This window comes from Streptomyces sp. NPDC029014 (genome assembly GCF_055564695.1).
Genome location: NZ_JBVHVT010000019.1, coordinates 100,315 through 115,999 on the forward strand (window position 1 = coordinate 100,315; position 15,685 = coordinate 115,999).

The window sequence follows — 15,685 nt, forward strand, 5'->3', positions numbered from 1 at the left end:
GAAAGGTGTCAGCGACGTTCCGGTTTGGCACTGCGCGCCATGAGGTCCTTCAGTGCGACCAGCGGCGGCTTGCCGTGGTGGACGATCTCCACGACCGTGTCGGTGATCGGCATGTCGACCCCGTGGCGGCGGGCCAGATCGGCCACCGACTGGCAGGACTTGACACCCTCGGCGGTCTGCTTGGTGACCGCGATGGTCTCCTCCAGGGTCATCCCGCGGCCGAGGTTGGTGCCGAAGGTGTGGTTCCTGGAAAGCGGCGAGGAGCAGGTGGCGACCAGGTCGCCGAGGCCCGCGAGACCGGAGAAGGTCAGCGGGTCGGCGCCCATGGCGACGCCCAGCCGGGTGGCCTCGGCCAGGCCGCGGGTGATGAGGGAGCCCTTGGTGTTGTCGCCGAGGCCCATGCCGTCCGCGATGCCGACGGCGAGGCCGATGACGTTCTTCACGGCGCCGCCGAGCTCGCAGCCGACGACGTCGGTGCTCGTGTACGGCCGGAAGTACGGGGTGTGGCAGGCGGCCTGGAGGCGCTGCGCGACGGCCCCGTCGGAGCAGGCGACGACCGCGGCGGCGGGCTGCCGGGCGACGATCTCGCGGGCCAGGTTGGGGCCGGTGACGACGGCGACCCGCTCGGCGGGGACCTTGGCCACCTCCTCGATGACCTCGCTCATCCGCTTGGCCGTGCCCAGTTCGATGCCCTTCATCAGCGAGACGAGGACGGTGTCGGGCGCCAGCAGCGGGGCCCACTCGGCGAGGTTGCCGCGCAGGGTCTGGGACGGGATCGACAGGACGGTGAAGTCGGCGCCGCGGGCGGCCTCGGCCGGGTCGGTGGTGGCGCGCAGGTTCGCCGGGAGCTCGACGCCGGGGAAGTAGTCCGGGTTGGTGCGGCCGGTGTTGATGGCGTCGGCGACCCCGGGGCGGCGGGCCCACAGGGTGACCTCGCAGCCGGCGTCGGCGAGCACCATGCCGAAGGCGGTGCCCCAGGAGCCCGCCGAGAAGACGGCTGCCTTGACGGGACGCGTCACTTGGTGCCCTCCCCCGCGGCCTTGCGCCGCTGTTCCGCCCTGGCCTTGCGGTGGTCGTACGGCTGGTCGGGCGCCTTCTCGCCGCGCAGCTCCTCCAGGAGGGCCGTGATGGCCGCCATGATGGCCTCGGTGGCCTCCTTGAGGACCTCCGGGGTGGGTTCCAGGTCGTAGTACGCGGAGAGGTCCACGGGCGGCCCGGCGAGCACCTGGAGGGTCTTGCGGGGGAACAGGCGGACCTTGTTCTCCTTGGCGTACGGCGGCATGGCCAGGTTGGCGCCCCACTGGGCGACCGGGACGACCGGAGCCCTGGTCATCAGGGCGACGCGGGCGGCGCCGGTCTTGCCGGCCATCGGCCACACGTCGGGGTCGCGGGTGAGGGTGCCCTCCGGGTAGAAGGCCACGCATTCGCCGCGCTCGATGGCCTCCACGGCGGCCCGGAAGGCGTCCAGGGCGTTGGTGGTCTCGCGGTAGACGGGGATCTGCCCGGATCCGTGCAGGATGGCGCCGACGAACGGCACCTTGAAGAGCGCCGCCTTGGCCAGGAAACGGGGCACGCGCCCGGTGTTGTACTGGTAATGCGCGTAGGAGAGCGGGTCCAGGTACGAGTTGTGGTTGACGGCGGTGATGAATCCGCCGTCGGCCGGAATGTGCTCCATTCCCTGCCAGTCCCGCTTGAAGAGCACCACCAGCGGCGGTTTTGCGATGACCGCCGCCAGGCGGTACCAGAAGCCGATTCTGCGGCGGGACACTCGGACACCTTCCTCTGGGCTCGTGGACCGGTGCACGGCTTCGGCACCTCGTCGGCCGCAAGTGTGGCCTTTGGCCCGGTCCCTGTCGAGAACACCGTACGCCCCGCTCAGCCCGCCGGAGCCCCCGGTCGGTCGGCGGCGGCGACAATGGACCGATGCATGACCGGCTCATGACCCGGCCATGGCTCGCGGGGGTGCCGCCGGGCACCGGAGGGAAGGGGACCGCCACGAACGCCGCCTGGAGCCTGGTGATCCCGCTGAAGCCCTTGGCCGTGGCCAAGAGCCGCCTCGCGGCCGCCGTGGGCCGCTCGCGGCCGGGGCTGGCCCTGGCGTTCGCGCAGGACACCGTGGCGGGGGCGCTGGCCTGCCCGGCGGTGGCGGATGTGGTGGTCGTCACGGACGACGCCCGGGCGGGGGCGGAACTGGCCCGGCTGGGGGCGCGGATCGTGCCGGACGCGCCGGGCGCGGGCCTCAACGCGGCCCTGGTCCACGGGGCGCGGGAGATACGCGCGGCCCGGCCCCGGGCGGCGCTCGCCGCGATGAACGCGGATCTTCCCGCACTGCGTCCACCGGAATTGCTACGCGTGCTCGAAGCGGCATCCGCATTTCCCCGGGCATTTCTCGCGGATGCCGCGGGAATCGGCACCACCCTGCTTTCCGCCGGTCCGGAGACGGAATTGGCACCCTCGTTCGGAGGCCCGTCACGGGCCCGGCATTCCGCTTCGGGGGCGGCGGAAATCGCCCTGTCGGGGGTGGACAGCGTCCGCCGCGACGTGGACACGGGGGCGGATCTGCGCCGGGCGCTCTCCCTGGGCGTCGGTCCCCACACCGCCCGATACAGTGCCGGTATGCAGGCGACCGCGTACACGTACGACCCCCAGACCCGCAGCGGCAGTGTGCTGCTGGACGACGGCACGCCGGTGCCGTTCGACGCCCCGGCGTTCGACGCGGGCGGGCTGCGGCTGCTGCGCCCCGGCCAGCGGGTCCGGATCGAGACCGCAGGAGCGGGCACGAGCCTGCGCATCACCCTGGTCACTTTGCAGACGTTCTGACGAAGCACCTCTCTGACCAGCGATGAAGCACCGCGGGCCGGCTCCCCTGGGGGAAGCCGGCCCGGCGTGTGAGACGTGTGCTGCCCTACTTCTTGCGGGCGGTGGTCTTCTTCGCGGCGGTGGTGGTCTTCTTCGCAGCGGTCGAGCGCGCCGTGGCCTTCTTGGCCGGGGCCTTCTTCGCGACGGCCTTGGTGGCCGGGGCGGTCTTCTTGGCGGTGGCCGTCTTCTTCGCGGGCGTCGCCTTCTTCGCCGCGGCGGTGGTCTTCTTCGCAGCGGGCGTCGCCTTCTTGGCGGCGGCGGTGGTCTTCTTCGCGGCGGCGGTGGTCTTCTTGGTCGCGGTGGTCTTCTTCGCGGCGGCCGCCGTCGTCTTCTTCACGGCCGCCTTCTTCGCGGCGGTGGTCTTCTTGGCCGCGGCCTTCTTGACCGTGGCGGAAGCGCCGCCGGTCAGGCTGCCCTTGGGCGCCTTCTTCACGGCCACCTCGTCGCCCTTGGGGAGCTTCTTGGTGCCGCTGACCAGGTCCTTGAAGCCCTGACCCGCACGGAACCGGGGAACGGAGGTCTTCTTGACCCGGACGCGCTCGCCCGTCTGCGGGTTGCGGGCATAGCGGGCCGGCCGGTCGACCTTCTCGAACGAGCCGAAGCCCGTGACCGAGACCCGGTCGCCTGCGACGACCGCGCGGACCATGGCGTCCAGTACCGCGTCGACAGCGTCGGCGGCCTGCTGGCGGCCGCCCAGCTTGTCGGCAATCGCTTCTACGAGCTGCGCCTTGTTCACGTCTTCCCCTTCGGAGACATCGCCAGAACGAATGTGTTCAAGCTTATTTCGCACGTTAGGCGGATATATACCGCAAATCAAACACGAAACGGGCTAATCACCCTAGTGCCGCAACGGAAGTGCCCGTTGCGGAGTTCCTTCGCATCAGTCGCCTTCAGGGAATCGACCCTCGTCGAGGTCCTTCATCAACCTGTCCAGGCGCCTTGCCGCATCGGCGAGATCATGCTTCGCCGCGGCTGTGACGACCAACAGCTTCCGGGACAGCGCCATCCTTACGCCCTCCGGGACTTGCAGTGTGCGCACCCGTGTGTGTGCTTCTTTCAATCGGTCCGCGACTTGTCGGTAGAGCTCCAGTTGACTGTCGCGTTCCATGCACAGATTGTGCCATCTGGGGCGAGTTGTCGCCTCACGGGGCCTCAACACACGACTGTGCCCCCCGCCGTCGGGCGGGGGGCACAGTCGCGTCCACGTGATCATCAGGAAGTGAATAACCCCTGATCAGGCTGTAATCAGGCGCGAATCGTACGCGGCTTGTAGGCGGGCCGGGCGCTTTCGTACGCGGCGATGTCGGCTTCGTTCTGAAGGGTGAGGGAGATGTCGTCCAGACCTTCCAGGAGACGCCACCGGGCGTTGTCGTCGAGTTCGAACTCCGCCTCGATTCCTGCCGCGCGGACCTGGCGGGCGACCAGGTCGACGGTCACCTCGGCGGCCGGGTCGGACTCGGTCAGCTCCCACAGGCGGTCGACGGTCTCCTGCGGGAGGACCACGGTCAGCAGCCCGTTCTTCAGCGAGTTGCCGCGGAAGATGTCCGCGAAGCGGGAGGAGATGACCGCTTTGAAGCCGAAGTTCTGCAGGGCCCAGACGGCGTGCTCGCGGGAGGAACCCGTGCCGAAGTCGGGGCCGGCGACCAGCACCGTGGCACCCACGCGCTCGGGGCGGTTGGTGACGAACTCGGGGTCCTTGCGCCAGGCCTCGAAGAGCCCGTCCTCGAACCCGTCGCGGGTGATCTTCTTCAGCCAGTGGGCCGGGATGATCTGGTCGGTGTCGACGTTGCTGCGGCGCAGCGGCACGGCCCGGCCGGTGTGGGTGGTGAAGGCTTCCATGGTTCAGACTCCGGCGGTGGCGTGGACGTCGGACAGGTCGGCGGGCGAGGCCAGGTGGCCCAGCACCGCGGTGGCGGCGGCCACCTGCGGGGAGACCAGGTGCGTACGGCCGCCCTTGCCCTGCCGCCCCTCGAAGTTGCGGTTGGAGGTGGACGCGGAGCGCTCACCGGGGGCCAGTTGGTCGGGGTTCATGCCCAGGCACATGGAGCACCCGGCGTGCCGCCACTCGGCGCCGGCCTCCTTGAAGACCTGGTCCAGGCCCTCCTCGACGGCCTGGAGGGCCACGCGGACCGAGCCGGGGACGACCAGCATCCGTACGCCGTCGGCGACTTTGCGGCCCTTGATGACGTCGGCGACGGCGCGCAGGTCCTCGATCCGGCCGTTGGTGCAGGAGCCTACGAAGACGGTGTCCACCTTGATGTCCCGCAGCGGCTGCCCGGCCGTCAACCCCATGTACTCCAGGGCCTTTTCGGCGGCGAGGCGCTCCGAGGCGTCCTCGTACGAAGCCGGGTCGGGGACGCTGGCCGACAGCGGGGCGCCCTGGCCCGGGTTGGTGCCCCAGGTGACGAACGGCGACAGGGCGGCGCCGTCGATGACGACCTCGGCGTCGAAGACGGCGTCCTCGTCGGTGCGCAGGGTCTTCCAGTAGGCGACGGCCGCGTCCCAGTCCTCGCCGGTCGGGGCGTGGTCGCGGCCCGCGAGGTAGTCGAAGGTGGTCCGGTCGGGGGCGATCATGCCCGCGCGGGCGCCGGCCTCGATCGACATGTTGCAGATGGTCATGCGGGCTTCCATCGACAGCTTCTCGATGGCCTCGCCGCGGTACTCGATGACGTAGCCCTGCCCGCCGCCGGTGCCGATCTTGGCGATGATCGCCAGGATCAGGTCCTTGGCGGTCACGCCCTCGGCCAGCTCGCCCGTGACGGTGATGGCCATCGTCCTGGGCCGGGCCAGGGGCAGCGTCTGGGTGGCCAGGACGTGCTCGACCTGGCTGGTGCCGATGCCGAAGGCGAGGGCGCCGAAGGCGCCGTGCGTGGACGTGTGCGAGTCGCCGCAGACCACGGTGGTGCCCGGCTGGGTCAGGCCGAGCTGCGGTCCCACGACGTGGACGACGCCCTGCTCGACGTCGCCGAGCGGGTGCAGCCGTACGCCGAACTCGGCGCAGTTCTTGCGCAGCGTCTCCAGCTGGGCCCGGGAGACCGGGTCCGCGATCGGCTTGTCGATGTCGAGGGTGGGGGTGTTGTGGTCCTCGGTCGCGATGGTGAGGTCGAGACGGCGGACCTTGCGGCCGGCCTGGCGCAGGCCCTCGAAGGCCTGGGGGCTGGTCACCTCGTGCAGCAGGTGCAGATCGATGAAGAGGAGGTCGGGCTCGCCCTCGGCGCGCCGGACGACGTGGTCGTCCCAGACCTTCTCCGCGAGTGTCCTACCCATCGCTTTCCCTCCGGCCGGCCGGTGCGGCCGGCGCTTCATAGAGATGTGGTGCGCCGATCGCCGGTACCCCACGTGCCGGACGACGGCCTCGGACCCAGTGGTTCGTGGACCCGCACATACAGACTCGCTGGTTCTTGGAAAAATTGAACTTGCGTTTCACAGTGTGAGACGTGAATATCGTTTCATGGACAACTCTAGCGGCGTCGGCGTTCTCGACAAGGCAGCTCTGGTTTTGAGCGCACTGGAGTCCGGTCCGGCCACCCTCGCCGGGCTGGTCGCGGCGACAGGGCTCGCACGACCCACGGCACATCGCCTGGCCGTGGCACTGGAACACCACCGGATGGTGGCGAGGGACATGCAGGGCCGGTTCATCCTCGGACCGCGGCTGGCGGAGCTCGCCGCCGCGGCCGGCGAGGACCGTCTGCTGGCCACGGCGGGACCGGTACTCACCCACCTCCGTGACGTGACCGGGGAGAGCGCGCAGCTCTACCGCCGGCAGGGAGACATGCGCATCTGCGTGGCGGCCGCGGAGCGGCTGTCCGGTCTGCGGGACACGGTGCCGGTCGGCTCCACGCTCCCGATGAAGGCCGGCTCGGCCGCGCAGATCCTCATGGCCTGGGAGGAGCCCGAGCGGCTGCACCGCGGGCTGCAGGGCGCGCGCTTCACGGCGACGGCCCTCTCGGGCGTGCGTCGGCGCGGCTGGGCGCAGTCGATCGGCGAGCGCGAGCCCGGTGTGGCGTCCGTCTCGGCGCCGGTGCGCGGGCCGTCGAACCGCGTGGTGGCCGCCGTGTCGGTCTCCGGGCCGATCGAGCGGCTGACCCGCCACCCCGGCCGGATGCACGCCCAGGCCGTCATCGACGCCGCGGCGCGCCTGACCGAGGCCCTGCGCCGCGCCGGCTGACCTCCCGACCCCTTCCCCTTCCCCCGGGCCCGGGGGCGCGTACGACGCCGCACACGTCCGAACACGCGCCTCCGGGCCCGTCCTTGTGCACCGCACGCCGGGCGGGCCCGCACGGAACGACGAAGAGGCCCTCCGCGATGAACGCGGAGGGCCTCTCCTGTGCGTACCCCCGACCGGATTCGAACCGGCGCTACCGCCTTGAGAGGGCGGCGTGCTAGGCCGCTACACAACGGGGGCGTGCCATACAGCGTGTGCTGTACTGCGCTGGGCTACCAGGACTCGAACCTAGAACAAAGGAACCAGAAACCTTCGTGTTGCCAATTACACCATAGCCCAAGGTGGTCTAAACCAACCTGAGTACCCCCGACCGGATTCGAACCGGCGCTACCGCCTTGAGAGGGCGGCGTGCTAGGCCGCTACACAACGGGGGCCCTAGCGATCCTGCATCAAGATGTCCGGGAGCTACCCAGGACCCCTCGCGGGAAGGATCTGTACCCCCGACCGGATTCGAACCGGCGCTACCGCCTTGAGAGGGCGGCGTGCTAGGCCGCTACACAACGGGGGCAAAGCACTGCGATTACTGCTGCACTGCGCTGGGGTACCAGGACTCGAACCTAGAATAAGGGAACCAGAAACCCTCGTGTTGCCAATTACACCATACCCCACCAGAAGTCAATCCCTTGCGGGGATTTTCCTTCGGGCTGCTCCTCCGGCTCCCGGCCTTTCGGCCCGCCCCGGCGGCGCAGAAAGAACATTACCGGATGGCTGACCGTGCTCCAAAACGGGTATCCCCGGCCAGCACCTCCGCGAGCTGCGCAAGCCCCTCGATCCGGTGCACGCCGGCCGGTCCGGGCCCCCTCTCGCCGTCGCGGTCGAGCCACACCGCGGCCAGTCCGGCGTCGCGGGCGCCCCGGGCGTCGATCTCCGGCTGGTCGCCCACGTAGGCCACCTCGTCGGGCGGCAGCCCCAGCGCGTCGCAGGCGGCGCGGAAGGCGGCCTCCTCGGGCTTGCTGACCCCCAGCTCCGCGGCGCACACCAGCACCTCGAAGCGCTCGCGCAGGCCGAGGGTGCGCAGTTTGGGGTCCTGGTTGGCGCTGGAGGAGTTGGAGAGCACGCCGTGCCGGTACTGGCCCGCCAGGGCGTCCAGGGCGGGCACGACGTCCGGGAACACGGTCCAGGCGGCCTTGTAGTGCTCCACGTACCGGTCGAACCAGGCGTCGGCCTCCGCGTCGCCCAGCGCGGGCTCGTCGAGGAAGTCCCGCACCCGGTCCCTGCGCTGCCCCTGGAAGGTCACCTCGCCGGCCGCGAAGCGGTCCCAGTGCCTGGTGGTGGCCTCCCGCCACCGGGCGAGCGCCTGCTCGGGGGTCCCGTAGCGCCCGTCCAGGCCCTCCTCGGCGAGCCTGCGGGCCAGCCCGGCGGTGTCCGCACCCGTGTAGTCGAACAGGGTGTCGTCGATGTCCCACAGCACGGCGCGGATCGGCATACCGCCGAGGCTACGCCGACTCCCCCGCCCGCGACGGCCGGACGGTGAAGTCCGTCACGGAGAACGCCGCAGGGGGCGGCCTCCGGACGAACCGGGGACCGCCCCCTGCGGGACGACGGGCGCGTACCGCCTACGCGGCGGCGGCCAGCTTCGCCAGGGCCGCGTCGATGCGGGCCAGCGAGCGCTCCTTGCCCAGGATCTGCAGGGACTCGAAGAGCGGCAGGCCGACCGTGCGGCCGGTGACGGCGACGCGGACCGGGGCCTGGGCCTTGCCGAGCTTGAGGCCGTGGGCCTCGCCGGCGGTCAGGACGGCCTGCTTGAGGGACTCGGGGTCGCTCCAGTCCGCCGCGTCCAGGTGGCCGCGGGCGGTGGTCAGGAGGGCCGCCGGCTCGCCCTTCATGGCCTTGTCCCAGGACGCCTGGTCCTCGACCGGCTCCTTGCGGAAGAGGAAGTCCACGTTGGCCGTGATGTCCGACAGGACGGTCACGCGGGTCTGGGCGTACGGCGCGATGGCCGCCCAGGCCTCGGCGTCGAACTCATCGGGCTCCCAGTTGGCGAACGGGGCCTGCAGCCACGGGGCGCAGGCGTCCGCGAAGGCCTTCTCGTCCAGCCGGCGGATGTGGTCGGCGTTGATCGCCTCGGCCTTCTTCAGGTCGAAGCGCGCCGGGTTCGCGTTCACGTCGGGGATGTCGAACTTCGCCACCATCTCCTCGATCGAGAAGACGTCCTGGTCCTTGGAGAAGGACCAGCCGAGCAGCGACAGGTAGTTCAGCAGGCCCTCGGGGAGGAAGCCGCGCTCGCGGTACAGGTTGAGCGAGGACTCGGGGTCGCGCTTGGAGAGCTTCTTGTTGCCCTCGCCCATGACGTACGGCAGGTGGCCGAACTGCGGGACGCCCTTGGCGACACCCAGCTCCATGAGCGCCTTGTACAGGGCGATCTGGCGCGGGGTGGAGGACAGCAGGTCCTCGCCGCGGAGCACGTGGGTGATCTCCATCAGCGCGTCGTCGACGGGGTTGACGAGCGTGTAGAGCGGGGCGCCGTTGGCGCGCAGGATGCCGAAGTCCGGCACGTTCTCCGGGGTGAAGGTCAGCTCGCCGCGGACCAGGTCGGTGAAGGTGATCGGCTCGTCGGGCATCCGGAAGCGGACGATCGAGGAGCGGTGCTCGCCCTGGTACGCCTCCAGCTGCACGGCGGTCAGCTCGCGGCAGTGGCCGTCGTAGCCGGACGGCTTGCCGGCGGCGCGGGCGGCCGCGCGGCGGGCGTCGAGCTCCTCGGTGGTGCAGTAGCAGTCGTACGCGTAGCCGCCGTCCTTCAGCTTCTTCGCGACGTCGGCGTAGATGTCCATCCGCTGCGACTGGCGGTACGGGGCGTGCGGGCCGCCCACCTCGGGGCCTTCGTCCCAGGTGAAGCCGAGCCAGCGCAGCGAGTCGAGGAGCTGGTCGTACGACTCCTCGGAGTCGCGGGCCGCGTCGGTGTCCTCGATGCGGAAGACGAACGTGCCGCCGTGGTGGCGGGCGAACGCCCAGTTGAAGAGGGCGGTGCGGACCAGGCCCACGTGGGGGTTGCCGGTCGGCGAGGGACAGAACCGTACGCGTACGGGAGATGCGCTAGCCACGCTTGATCACCTTGTTGGTGAGAGTGCCGATGCCTTCGATGGTGACGGCGACCTCGTCGCCGACGTTGAGGGGGCCGACTCCGGCCGGGGTCCCCGTGAGGATGACGTCGCCGGGCAGCAGCGTCATGGCCTCGGTGATGTGGACGACCAGGTCCTCGACGGAGCGGATCATGTCGCGGGTGCTGCCGAGCTGGCGCTGCTCGCCGTTGACGGTGCACTGGACGGCCAGGCCCTCGGCGATCGCCGCCGGGTCCAGGCCGGTCTCGATCCAGGGGCCGAGCGGGCAGGCGCTGTCGAAGCCCTTGGCCCGGGCCCACTGCTGCTCGCGCTGCTGCACGTCGCGCGCCGTGACGTCGTTGGCGCAGGTGTAGCCGAGGATGACGTCCTTGACGCGCTCGCGGGGGACCTCGCGGCACATGCGGCCGATCACCACGGCGAGCTCCGCCTCGTGGTGGAGGTCCTGGGAGAAGGACGGGTACGCGATCGGGTCGCCCGGGCCGACCACCGAGGTGGAGGGCTTGAAGAAGGTGATGGGGGCCTCGGGACGGCCTTGGTCGTCGAAGACGGTGTGCCCGAGCTCCGCGGCGTGCTCCGCGTAGTTGCGGCCGACGGCCACGACCTTGTTCGGGAGCACGGGCGGCAGCAGCCGGACCTTGCTCAGCGGGACCTTCGTGCCGGAGAGCTCGAAGTCCGCGAACGGGATGCCCTTGATGATGTCGAGGACGAGCTCACCCTCGGCGCCGGGGGCGGTGCCGCCCTCGACCGCGCCGAACGCGACGTTGCCGTCGATCGAGAACCTGGCGATGCGCACGCCTTGCGCCTGCCCCTCTTGTGTTTCCGCTGGCTGGAGTCTGCGGACTCCAGGCTAACGCGGCGGGCGGCAGGGCTCCGCGTTCCTGCCGGCGCCCTGCGACGGCGCGCCGCTGCCGCCCGTTCCTCCGCTGCTGCTGCGCCCTACTCGGCGACGGTCGCGGCCGGGGCGTGCATCAGCACGGTGCGGCGCGGGTTGGCGGTCTGGGTGGGCAGCTCGACGGCGTGCTCCGGAGCCTGGGGCTGCTGCAGGTCCTCGGCGTCCTTCAGGTGCGCGAGGGTGGTGCGGCGCGGGTTGGCTATGTTGCGGAACATCATCGTCGTCTTCATCGGAGTTTCGGGCCCTCGGCTCGGTTGTCGGTGGGGTTGTCGGTTCCGTCAACCCTGTAAAGGGCAAGGCTAAACATCCGATTCGCGGCCTGAACCGGGAAGTATTGGGCTCGACCATGTGAGTTTGCTCACCAGCGACCCGGCAATACGGACATAACAGACGGTCATTTCAGGGCGGCGAAACGGACATTGCGCCACTGAAGCAGCCATTCCGCTCCTGATCATCTCGACTGGGACACCTTGGCGGCCCTTGCGTTTGATTGGCGTAAGTCCGTTTCGCCCTGAAAGGCACCACACAGCAAGTAGCCGGACGCTTACGTTCCGTCGAACGTCGACGGGGGTGGCGCGCGCACCTTGTTGGAGATCCGCCACTGTGCTGGAATGCGCGAGACCGCCGCGCTAGACAGCCGGCGCGCAGGTGGCGCGAGACCGCGCCGAGCGGCGGTGGCAAGAGGGAGACGCGCCGGTCACCGACGACCACCATGGGGCTGCGACAGCGCCCCACGACTCGACACCGTCCCACCGGTCGCCCGGCGGGACGCCTGGTCCAGAGGTTGCGACGCTAGTGCAGGGACGATTCAAGAAGGACGGCAAGGGGTCTCCCCAGGCCCTTCAGGGCAGAGGGGACGCTGCTGCGGAGCAGGACCCGCGCGGCGGGACCGACCGCGGCTCATCGCCCCAGCACGCCCAGGGCCGCGGGCCGGCCATCGAAGGCACGGGCTCCGGCCCTTCGGGAGTGAAGAGCAAGGCCTCCCGCATCAAGCCCCGGGGCAAGTCCAAGGGCAAGGTGGCGGTCGAGGAGCCGGCCGACAAGGACACTGCGATACCGAAGGCCCCTGCCGGGCCCGGATCGCGTCTGCACATGCAGAACTGGCGAATCAGCACGCGACTGGTGTCGCTGCTGACCCTGCCGGTCGTCGCCGCCACCACGCTCGGTGGCTTCCGTATCACCGACTCGCTCAACGACATCTCTCAGCTCGAGCACATGCAGCTGCTGACGACGATGACGCGTCAGGCCACCAACCTGGCCGCCGCCCTCCAGGAGGAGCGCGACAAGTCGGCGGGTCCGCTGTCGATCGACAGGTCGGGCAAGCCCGACAGCCTCGTCCAGGGTGTCCGGGGACAGACCGACGCCGCCCTGAAGTCCTTCGCCGCCGCGACCGACAAGGTCGACGCCACGGAGGACCAGGACGAGACGCTCAAGTCGATCCGCAACAACGTCCTGCAGATCGGCCGTCAGCTCACCGAGATCGACGCGATCCGCAAGAAGGCGTACCAGAACGGCGCCCAGCAGACCGTCACCGAGTACAACTCGCTGATCGTCTCCCTGCTCTCGCTCTCCCAGGACATGGCCCAGGCCACCTCCAGCCCGGAGATGATCAAGCGTACCCGTGCCCTGGCGGCGTTCTCCTCCGCCAAGGAATACGCCTCGATCCAGCGCGCGATCATCGCCGCCTCGCTGCCCGACAGCAACGAGAAGGCCGGCTCGCTCTCCGAGAACGACCGCCTCTACGCGCTCTCCGCACTCCGCGGCGAGAGCCAGGCGAAGAGGACCTTCGAACTCGTCTACCAGGGCAAGACCGAGGACCTCCTCGCCGCGCTCGGCGACGGCAACCCGGAGATCGGCAAGGCGGACCACTACACCCGCCGCGTCCTGTCCGCCAAGGACCAGTTCGCCAAGGAGACGACGTACAAGTCCTGGATGGACTGGTACGACGCGGACGACACCAAGCTCCAGGCCATGAAGGTCATCGAGCTGACGCTGCTCGAGGACATGGAGCAGAAGGCCCGTGAGCTGAAGAGCGAGTCGCAGCGCGACGCGATCATCAACGGTGCCCTGATCCTCCTCGTCCTCGGCGTCTCCCTCGTCGGCGCCTTCGTCATGGCCCGGTCCATGATCCGCTCGCTGCGCCGCCTGCAGGACACCGCGACCCGGGTCGCCCAGGAACGTCTGCCCGAGCTCGTCAAGCAGCTGTCCGAGTCCGACCCGCAGGACGTCGACACGTCCGTGGAGTCCGTCGGCCTGCACACCCGCGACGAGATCGGCCAGGTGGCCGCGGCCTTCGACGACGTGCACCGCGAGGCCGTCCGCCTCGCCGCCGAGCAGGCCCTCCTCCGGGGCAACGTCAACGCGATGTTCACCAACCTCTCGCGCCGCAGCCAGGGCCTCATCCAGCGCCAGCTCTCGCTCATCTCCGAACTGGAGTCCCGCGAGGCCGACCCGGACCAGCTGTCCTCGCTCTTCAAGCTCGACCACCTCGCAACCCGTATGCGCCGTAACGGCGAAAACCTCCTCGTCCTCGCGGGCGAGGAGCCGGGCCGCCGGTGGACCCGCCCCGTCCCGCTCGTCGACGTGCTCCGCGCCGCGGCGTCCGAGGTGGAGCAGTACGAGCGCATCGAACTGGCGGCGGTCCCGGCGACCGAGGTCGCCGGCCGCGTCGTCAACGACCTCGTGCACCTGCTCGCCGAGCTGCTGGAGAACGCGACCTCGTTCTCCTCCCCGCAGACCAAGGTCAAGGTCACCGGTCACGCGCTGCCCGACGGCCGCGTGCTCGTCGAGATCCACGACACCGGCATCGGCCTCTCCCCCGAGGACCTCGCCGCGATCAACGAGCGGCTCGCCGCGCCGCCGACCGTGGACGTCTCTGTCTCCCGCCGCATGGGCCTCTTCGTGGTCGGCCGCCTGTCCCTGCGACACGGCATCCGCATCCAGCTGCGCCCGTCCGACTCCGGCGGTACGACGGCCCTCGTCATGCTCCCGGTGGACGTCGCCCAGGGCGGCAAGAAGCCCGGCGGCCCCGGCGGCCAGGGTGCCGCGGGCCAGCAGGGCGGCCCCGGCGGCTCCGCCGGCCAGGGCTCCGGCCCGGGCGGTGCCCGCCAGCCCGTGGGCTCCGGCCCCCAGCGCAGCGGCGTGGCCGCGGCCATGGGCCAGCGCGCCGCGCTGGCCCAGCAGGGCGGCGCCGGCGCGGCCGGCGGTCCGCCGGGTCTCCCGGGTCGTCCGCAGCAGGGTGCTCCCGGCGGCCGTCCGCAGGGCGGCCCCGGCATGCCGGGCATGCCCGGCGGCCACGGTGGTCCCGGCGCGCCCGGCGCCCCGGCCGGTCCGGGTGCCCCGGCCGGCCAGGGTCAGGGCTCCTTCGGCGGCAACGGCCCGCTGCCGGGCCGCGGTCCCGCCGGTGCTCCGCAGGGCCGGCCCGCAGCCGCCCCCTCCGCTTCCGGCCAGGCCGGCTTCCCGCAGGGCAACGGCTTCGAGCGGCCGCAGCCGCCGCAGCCCGGCGCCCCCGCCGGGCAGGCCCCGTTCGGCCAGGCACCCGAGGCCCCGGCCCAGCGCGGCCCGCGGCCGCAGCTGCCGCCGCGCGACAGCGGCGCGCGCCCCGAGCTCCCGGGTGCCGGCGGTGCCGGTGCTCCGTCCGCCGGCGGCCCGCAGGCCACCAGCTGGGGCGCCGCTCCTGGCCGCCCCGGCGGCCAGGAGGTCCCGCGCGGCCACGACGAGCTCTCGGGTCCCGGCTCCACGGCCGAGTTCCCGCGCCCGGACTTCGGTGGCCCGCGCCCGCAGGCCGGCGGCAACAGCACGACCGGACAGTTCGAGCGTCCCGACGTGCGCGGCCCGATGGACCCGTCCACCACCGGCCAGTTCGCCCGCCCCGAGTTCCAGGCCCCGCGTCCCGGCGGCCCCGGCGTCGGCAGCTTCCCGCCGCCGCCGCAGGCGCCGCAGGCACCGCAGCTGCCGCAGGCCCCTCAGCCGGAGGCCCTGCCGCCGGCCGGTGGCCCGGGCGGCGAGCGCAGCCCGATCTTCGACACGCTGGAGTCGAACTGGTACCCGCAGGACGGCCCGCAGCCGTCCGGGCAGGCGCCGTCCGGCTACCAGCAGCCGCAGGCCGCCCCGCAGGCCCCGGTCCCCGCTCCGGCTCCGCGCCAGCGCCCGCAGCAGTCGCAGCCGCAGCAGTCGCAGCCGCAGCGCGGCCAGGAGCCCTCGGCCGACTCCGCCCAGACGGCGAACGGCAGCGCGCCGACCGTCAGCTGGCGGTCCTCGCCGAACGACGAACTGATGCGCCAGGCCGAGCGCGTGCGCCAGCCCGCCGCCGGTGGCATCACCACTTCGGGGCTGCCCCGCCGGGTACCGCGGGCGAACCTCGTGGCCGGCACTGCGCAGCAGCAGACCGACACTCAGGCCGGTCCCCAGGTCTCGCGCGCACCGGACGAGGTCCGGGGCCGTCTGACCAACCTCCGACGCGGTATCCAGCAGGGTCGCCAGGCCGGGAACAACGGCCCGGCGACCGGCAGCTACCACATCGACCCCACTTACCAGCAGGAGCGTTAGTTGAGTTCGATGAGCCAGGCGGCACAGAACCTGAACTGGTTGATCACCAACTTCGTGGACAACACCCCCGGGGTGTCCCACACGGTGGTGGTCTCCGCCGAC

12 protein-coding genes, 5 tRNA genes and 2 pseudogenes are annotated in these 15,685 nt (G+C 71.2%); 4 read left to right on the forward strand and 15 right to left on the reverse strand.

The window, feature by feature from the left end:
- Window positions 1-8 precede the first annotated feature (8 nt).
- On the reverse strand, window positions 9-1,019 hold the full coding sequence (locus ACZ4VL_RS13230) for an NAD(P)H-dependent glycerol-3-phosphate dehydrogenase (RefSeq protein ID WP_468199203.1): 1,011 nt from the start codon (window positions 1,017-1,019) through the stop codon (window positions 9-11).
- The gene (locus tag ACZ4VL_RS13235; protein WP_468199206.1) at window positions 1,016-1,768 is read right to left on the reverse strand and encodes a lysophospholipid acyltransferase family protein; all 753 of its coding nucleotides are present in this window, start codon (window positions 1,766-1,768) and stop codon (window positions 1,016-1,018) included. Before ACZ4VL_RS13235 ends, ACZ4VL_RS13230 begins: the two co-directional genes overlap by 4 nt.
- Before the next feature lie 170 nt (window positions 1,769-1,938).
- On the opposite strand from ACZ4VL_RS13235, the pseudogene cofC reads away from it, so the two are divergent.
- Window positions 1,939-2,619 (forward strand): annotated as a pseudogene (gene cofC / locus ACZ4VL_RS13240) (2-phospho-L-lactate guanylyltransferase); the annotation flags it as partial.
- A 286-nt stretch (window positions 2,620-2,905) separates the two neighbouring features.
- Here cofC and ACZ4VL_RS13245 read toward each other — a convergent pair.
- The 4 genes from ACZ4VL_RS13245 to leuC form a co-directional block, all read right to left on the reverse strand.
- Window positions 2,906-3,595 carry an HU family DNA-binding protein gene (locus ACZ4VL_RS13245; protein ID WP_468199208.1) on the reverse strand — a complete coding sequence of 230 codons (690 nt, stop codon included), beginning with the start codon at window positions 3,593-3,595 and terminating at the stop codon, window positions 2,906-2,908.
- A gap of 144 nt (window positions 3,596-3,739) precedes the next feature.
- Entirely contained in the window at window positions 3,740-3,967 is a 228-nt protein-coding gene (locus ACZ4VL_RS13250) for an SCO5555 family protein (protein WP_361095164.1), read from the reverse strand.
- 137 nt (window positions 3,968-4,104) lie between these two features.
- Window positions 4,105-4,698 (reverse strand): 3-isopropylmalate dehydratase small subunit, encoded by a 594-nt coding sequence (gene leuD / locus ACZ4VL_RS13255; protein ID WP_468199211.1) that lies wholly within the window; start codon window positions 4,696-4,698, stop codon window positions 4,105-4,107.
- 3 nt (window positions 4,699-4,701) lie between these two features.
- Entirely contained in the window at window positions 4,702-6,126 is a 1,425-nt protein-coding gene (gene leuC, locus ACZ4VL_RS13260; RefSeq protein WP_468199213.1) for a 3-isopropylmalate dehydratase large subunit, read from the reverse strand.
- A 184-nt stretch (window positions 6,127-6,310) separates the two neighbouring features.
- On the opposite strand from leuC, the gene ndgR reads away from it, so the two are divergent.
- A complete protein-coding gene (ndgR, locus tag ACZ4VL_RS13265; protein WP_114054338.1) occupies window positions 6,311-7,027 on the forward strand; it encodes an IclR family transcriptional regulator NdgR in 717 nt (238 codons plus the stop codon).
- A gap of 164 nt (window positions 7,028-7,191) precedes the next feature.
- Here ndgR and ACZ4VL_RS13270 read toward each other — a convergent pair.
- The 9 genes from ACZ4VL_RS13270 to ACZ4VL_RS13310 all read right to left on the reverse strand — a co-directional run bounded on the left by ACZ4VL_RS13270 (window position 7,192) and on the right by ACZ4VL_RS13310 (window position 11,265).
- A tRNA-Glu gene (locus ACZ4VL_RS13270) sits at window positions 7,192-7,264 on the reverse strand.
- A gap of 27 nt (window positions 7,265-7,291) precedes the next feature.
- Window positions 7,292-7,363, reverse strand: a tRNA-Gln gene (locus ACZ4VL_RS13275).
- A gap of 22 nt (window positions 7,364-7,385) precedes the next feature.
- Window positions 7,386-7,458: transfer RNA gene (locus ACZ4VL_RS13280), tRNA-Glu, on the reverse strand.
- A gap of 61 nt (window positions 7,459-7,519) precedes the next feature.
- Window positions 7,520-7,592: transfer RNA gene (locus ACZ4VL_RS13285), tRNA-Glu, on the reverse strand.
- 28 nt (window positions 7,593-7,620) lie between these two features.
- A tRNA-Gln gene (locus ACZ4VL_RS13290) sits at window positions 7,621-7,692 on the reverse strand.
- Window positions 7,693-7,781: 89 nt separating this feature from the next.
- On the reverse strand, window positions 7,782-8,510 hold the full coding sequence (locus tag ACZ4VL_RS13295) for an HAD family hydrolase (protein WP_468199214.1): 729 nt from the start codon (window positions 8,508-8,510) through the stop codon (window positions 7,782-7,784).
- Between the two features lie 130 nt (window positions 8,511-8,640).
- Window positions 8,641-10,125, reverse strand: coding sequence for a glutamate--tRNA ligase (gene gltX, locus ACZ4VL_RS13300; protein WP_468199215.1), 1,485 nt, complete (start codon window positions 10,123-10,125; stop codon window positions 8,641-8,643).
- Window positions 10,118-10,936, reverse strand: coding sequence for a fumarylacetoacetate hydrolase family protein (locus tag ACZ4VL_RS13305; protein ID WP_404242086.1), 819 nt, complete (start codon window positions 10,934-10,936; stop codon window positions 10,118-10,120). Before ACZ4VL_RS13305 ends, gltX begins: the two co-directional genes overlap by 8 nt.
- Window positions 10,937-11,079: 143 nt before the next feature.
- A complete protein-coding gene (locus ACZ4VL_RS13310) occupies window positions 11,080-11,265 on the reverse strand; it encodes a hypothetical protein (protein ID WP_468199217.1) in 186 nt (61 codons plus the stop codon).
- A 565-nt stretch (window positions 11,266-11,830) separates the two neighbouring features.
- Between ACZ4VL_RS13310 and ACZ4VL_RS13315 the strand changes: the two genes are divergently transcribed.
- Together ACZ4VL_RS13315 and ACZ4VL_RS13320 are read left to right on the forward strand one after the other, a co-directional pair.
- Window positions 11,831-15,583: a sensor histidine kinase gene (locus ACZ4VL_RS13315; protein WP_468199219.1), complete on the forward strand. Its 3,753-nt coding sequence runs from the start codon at window positions 11,831-11,833 to the stop codon at window positions 15,581-15,583.
- Window positions 15,584-15,685 (forward strand): annotated as a pseudogene (locus tag ACZ4VL_RS13320) (roadblock/LC7 domain-containing protein); the annotation flags it as partial. It abuts the gene before it with no gap.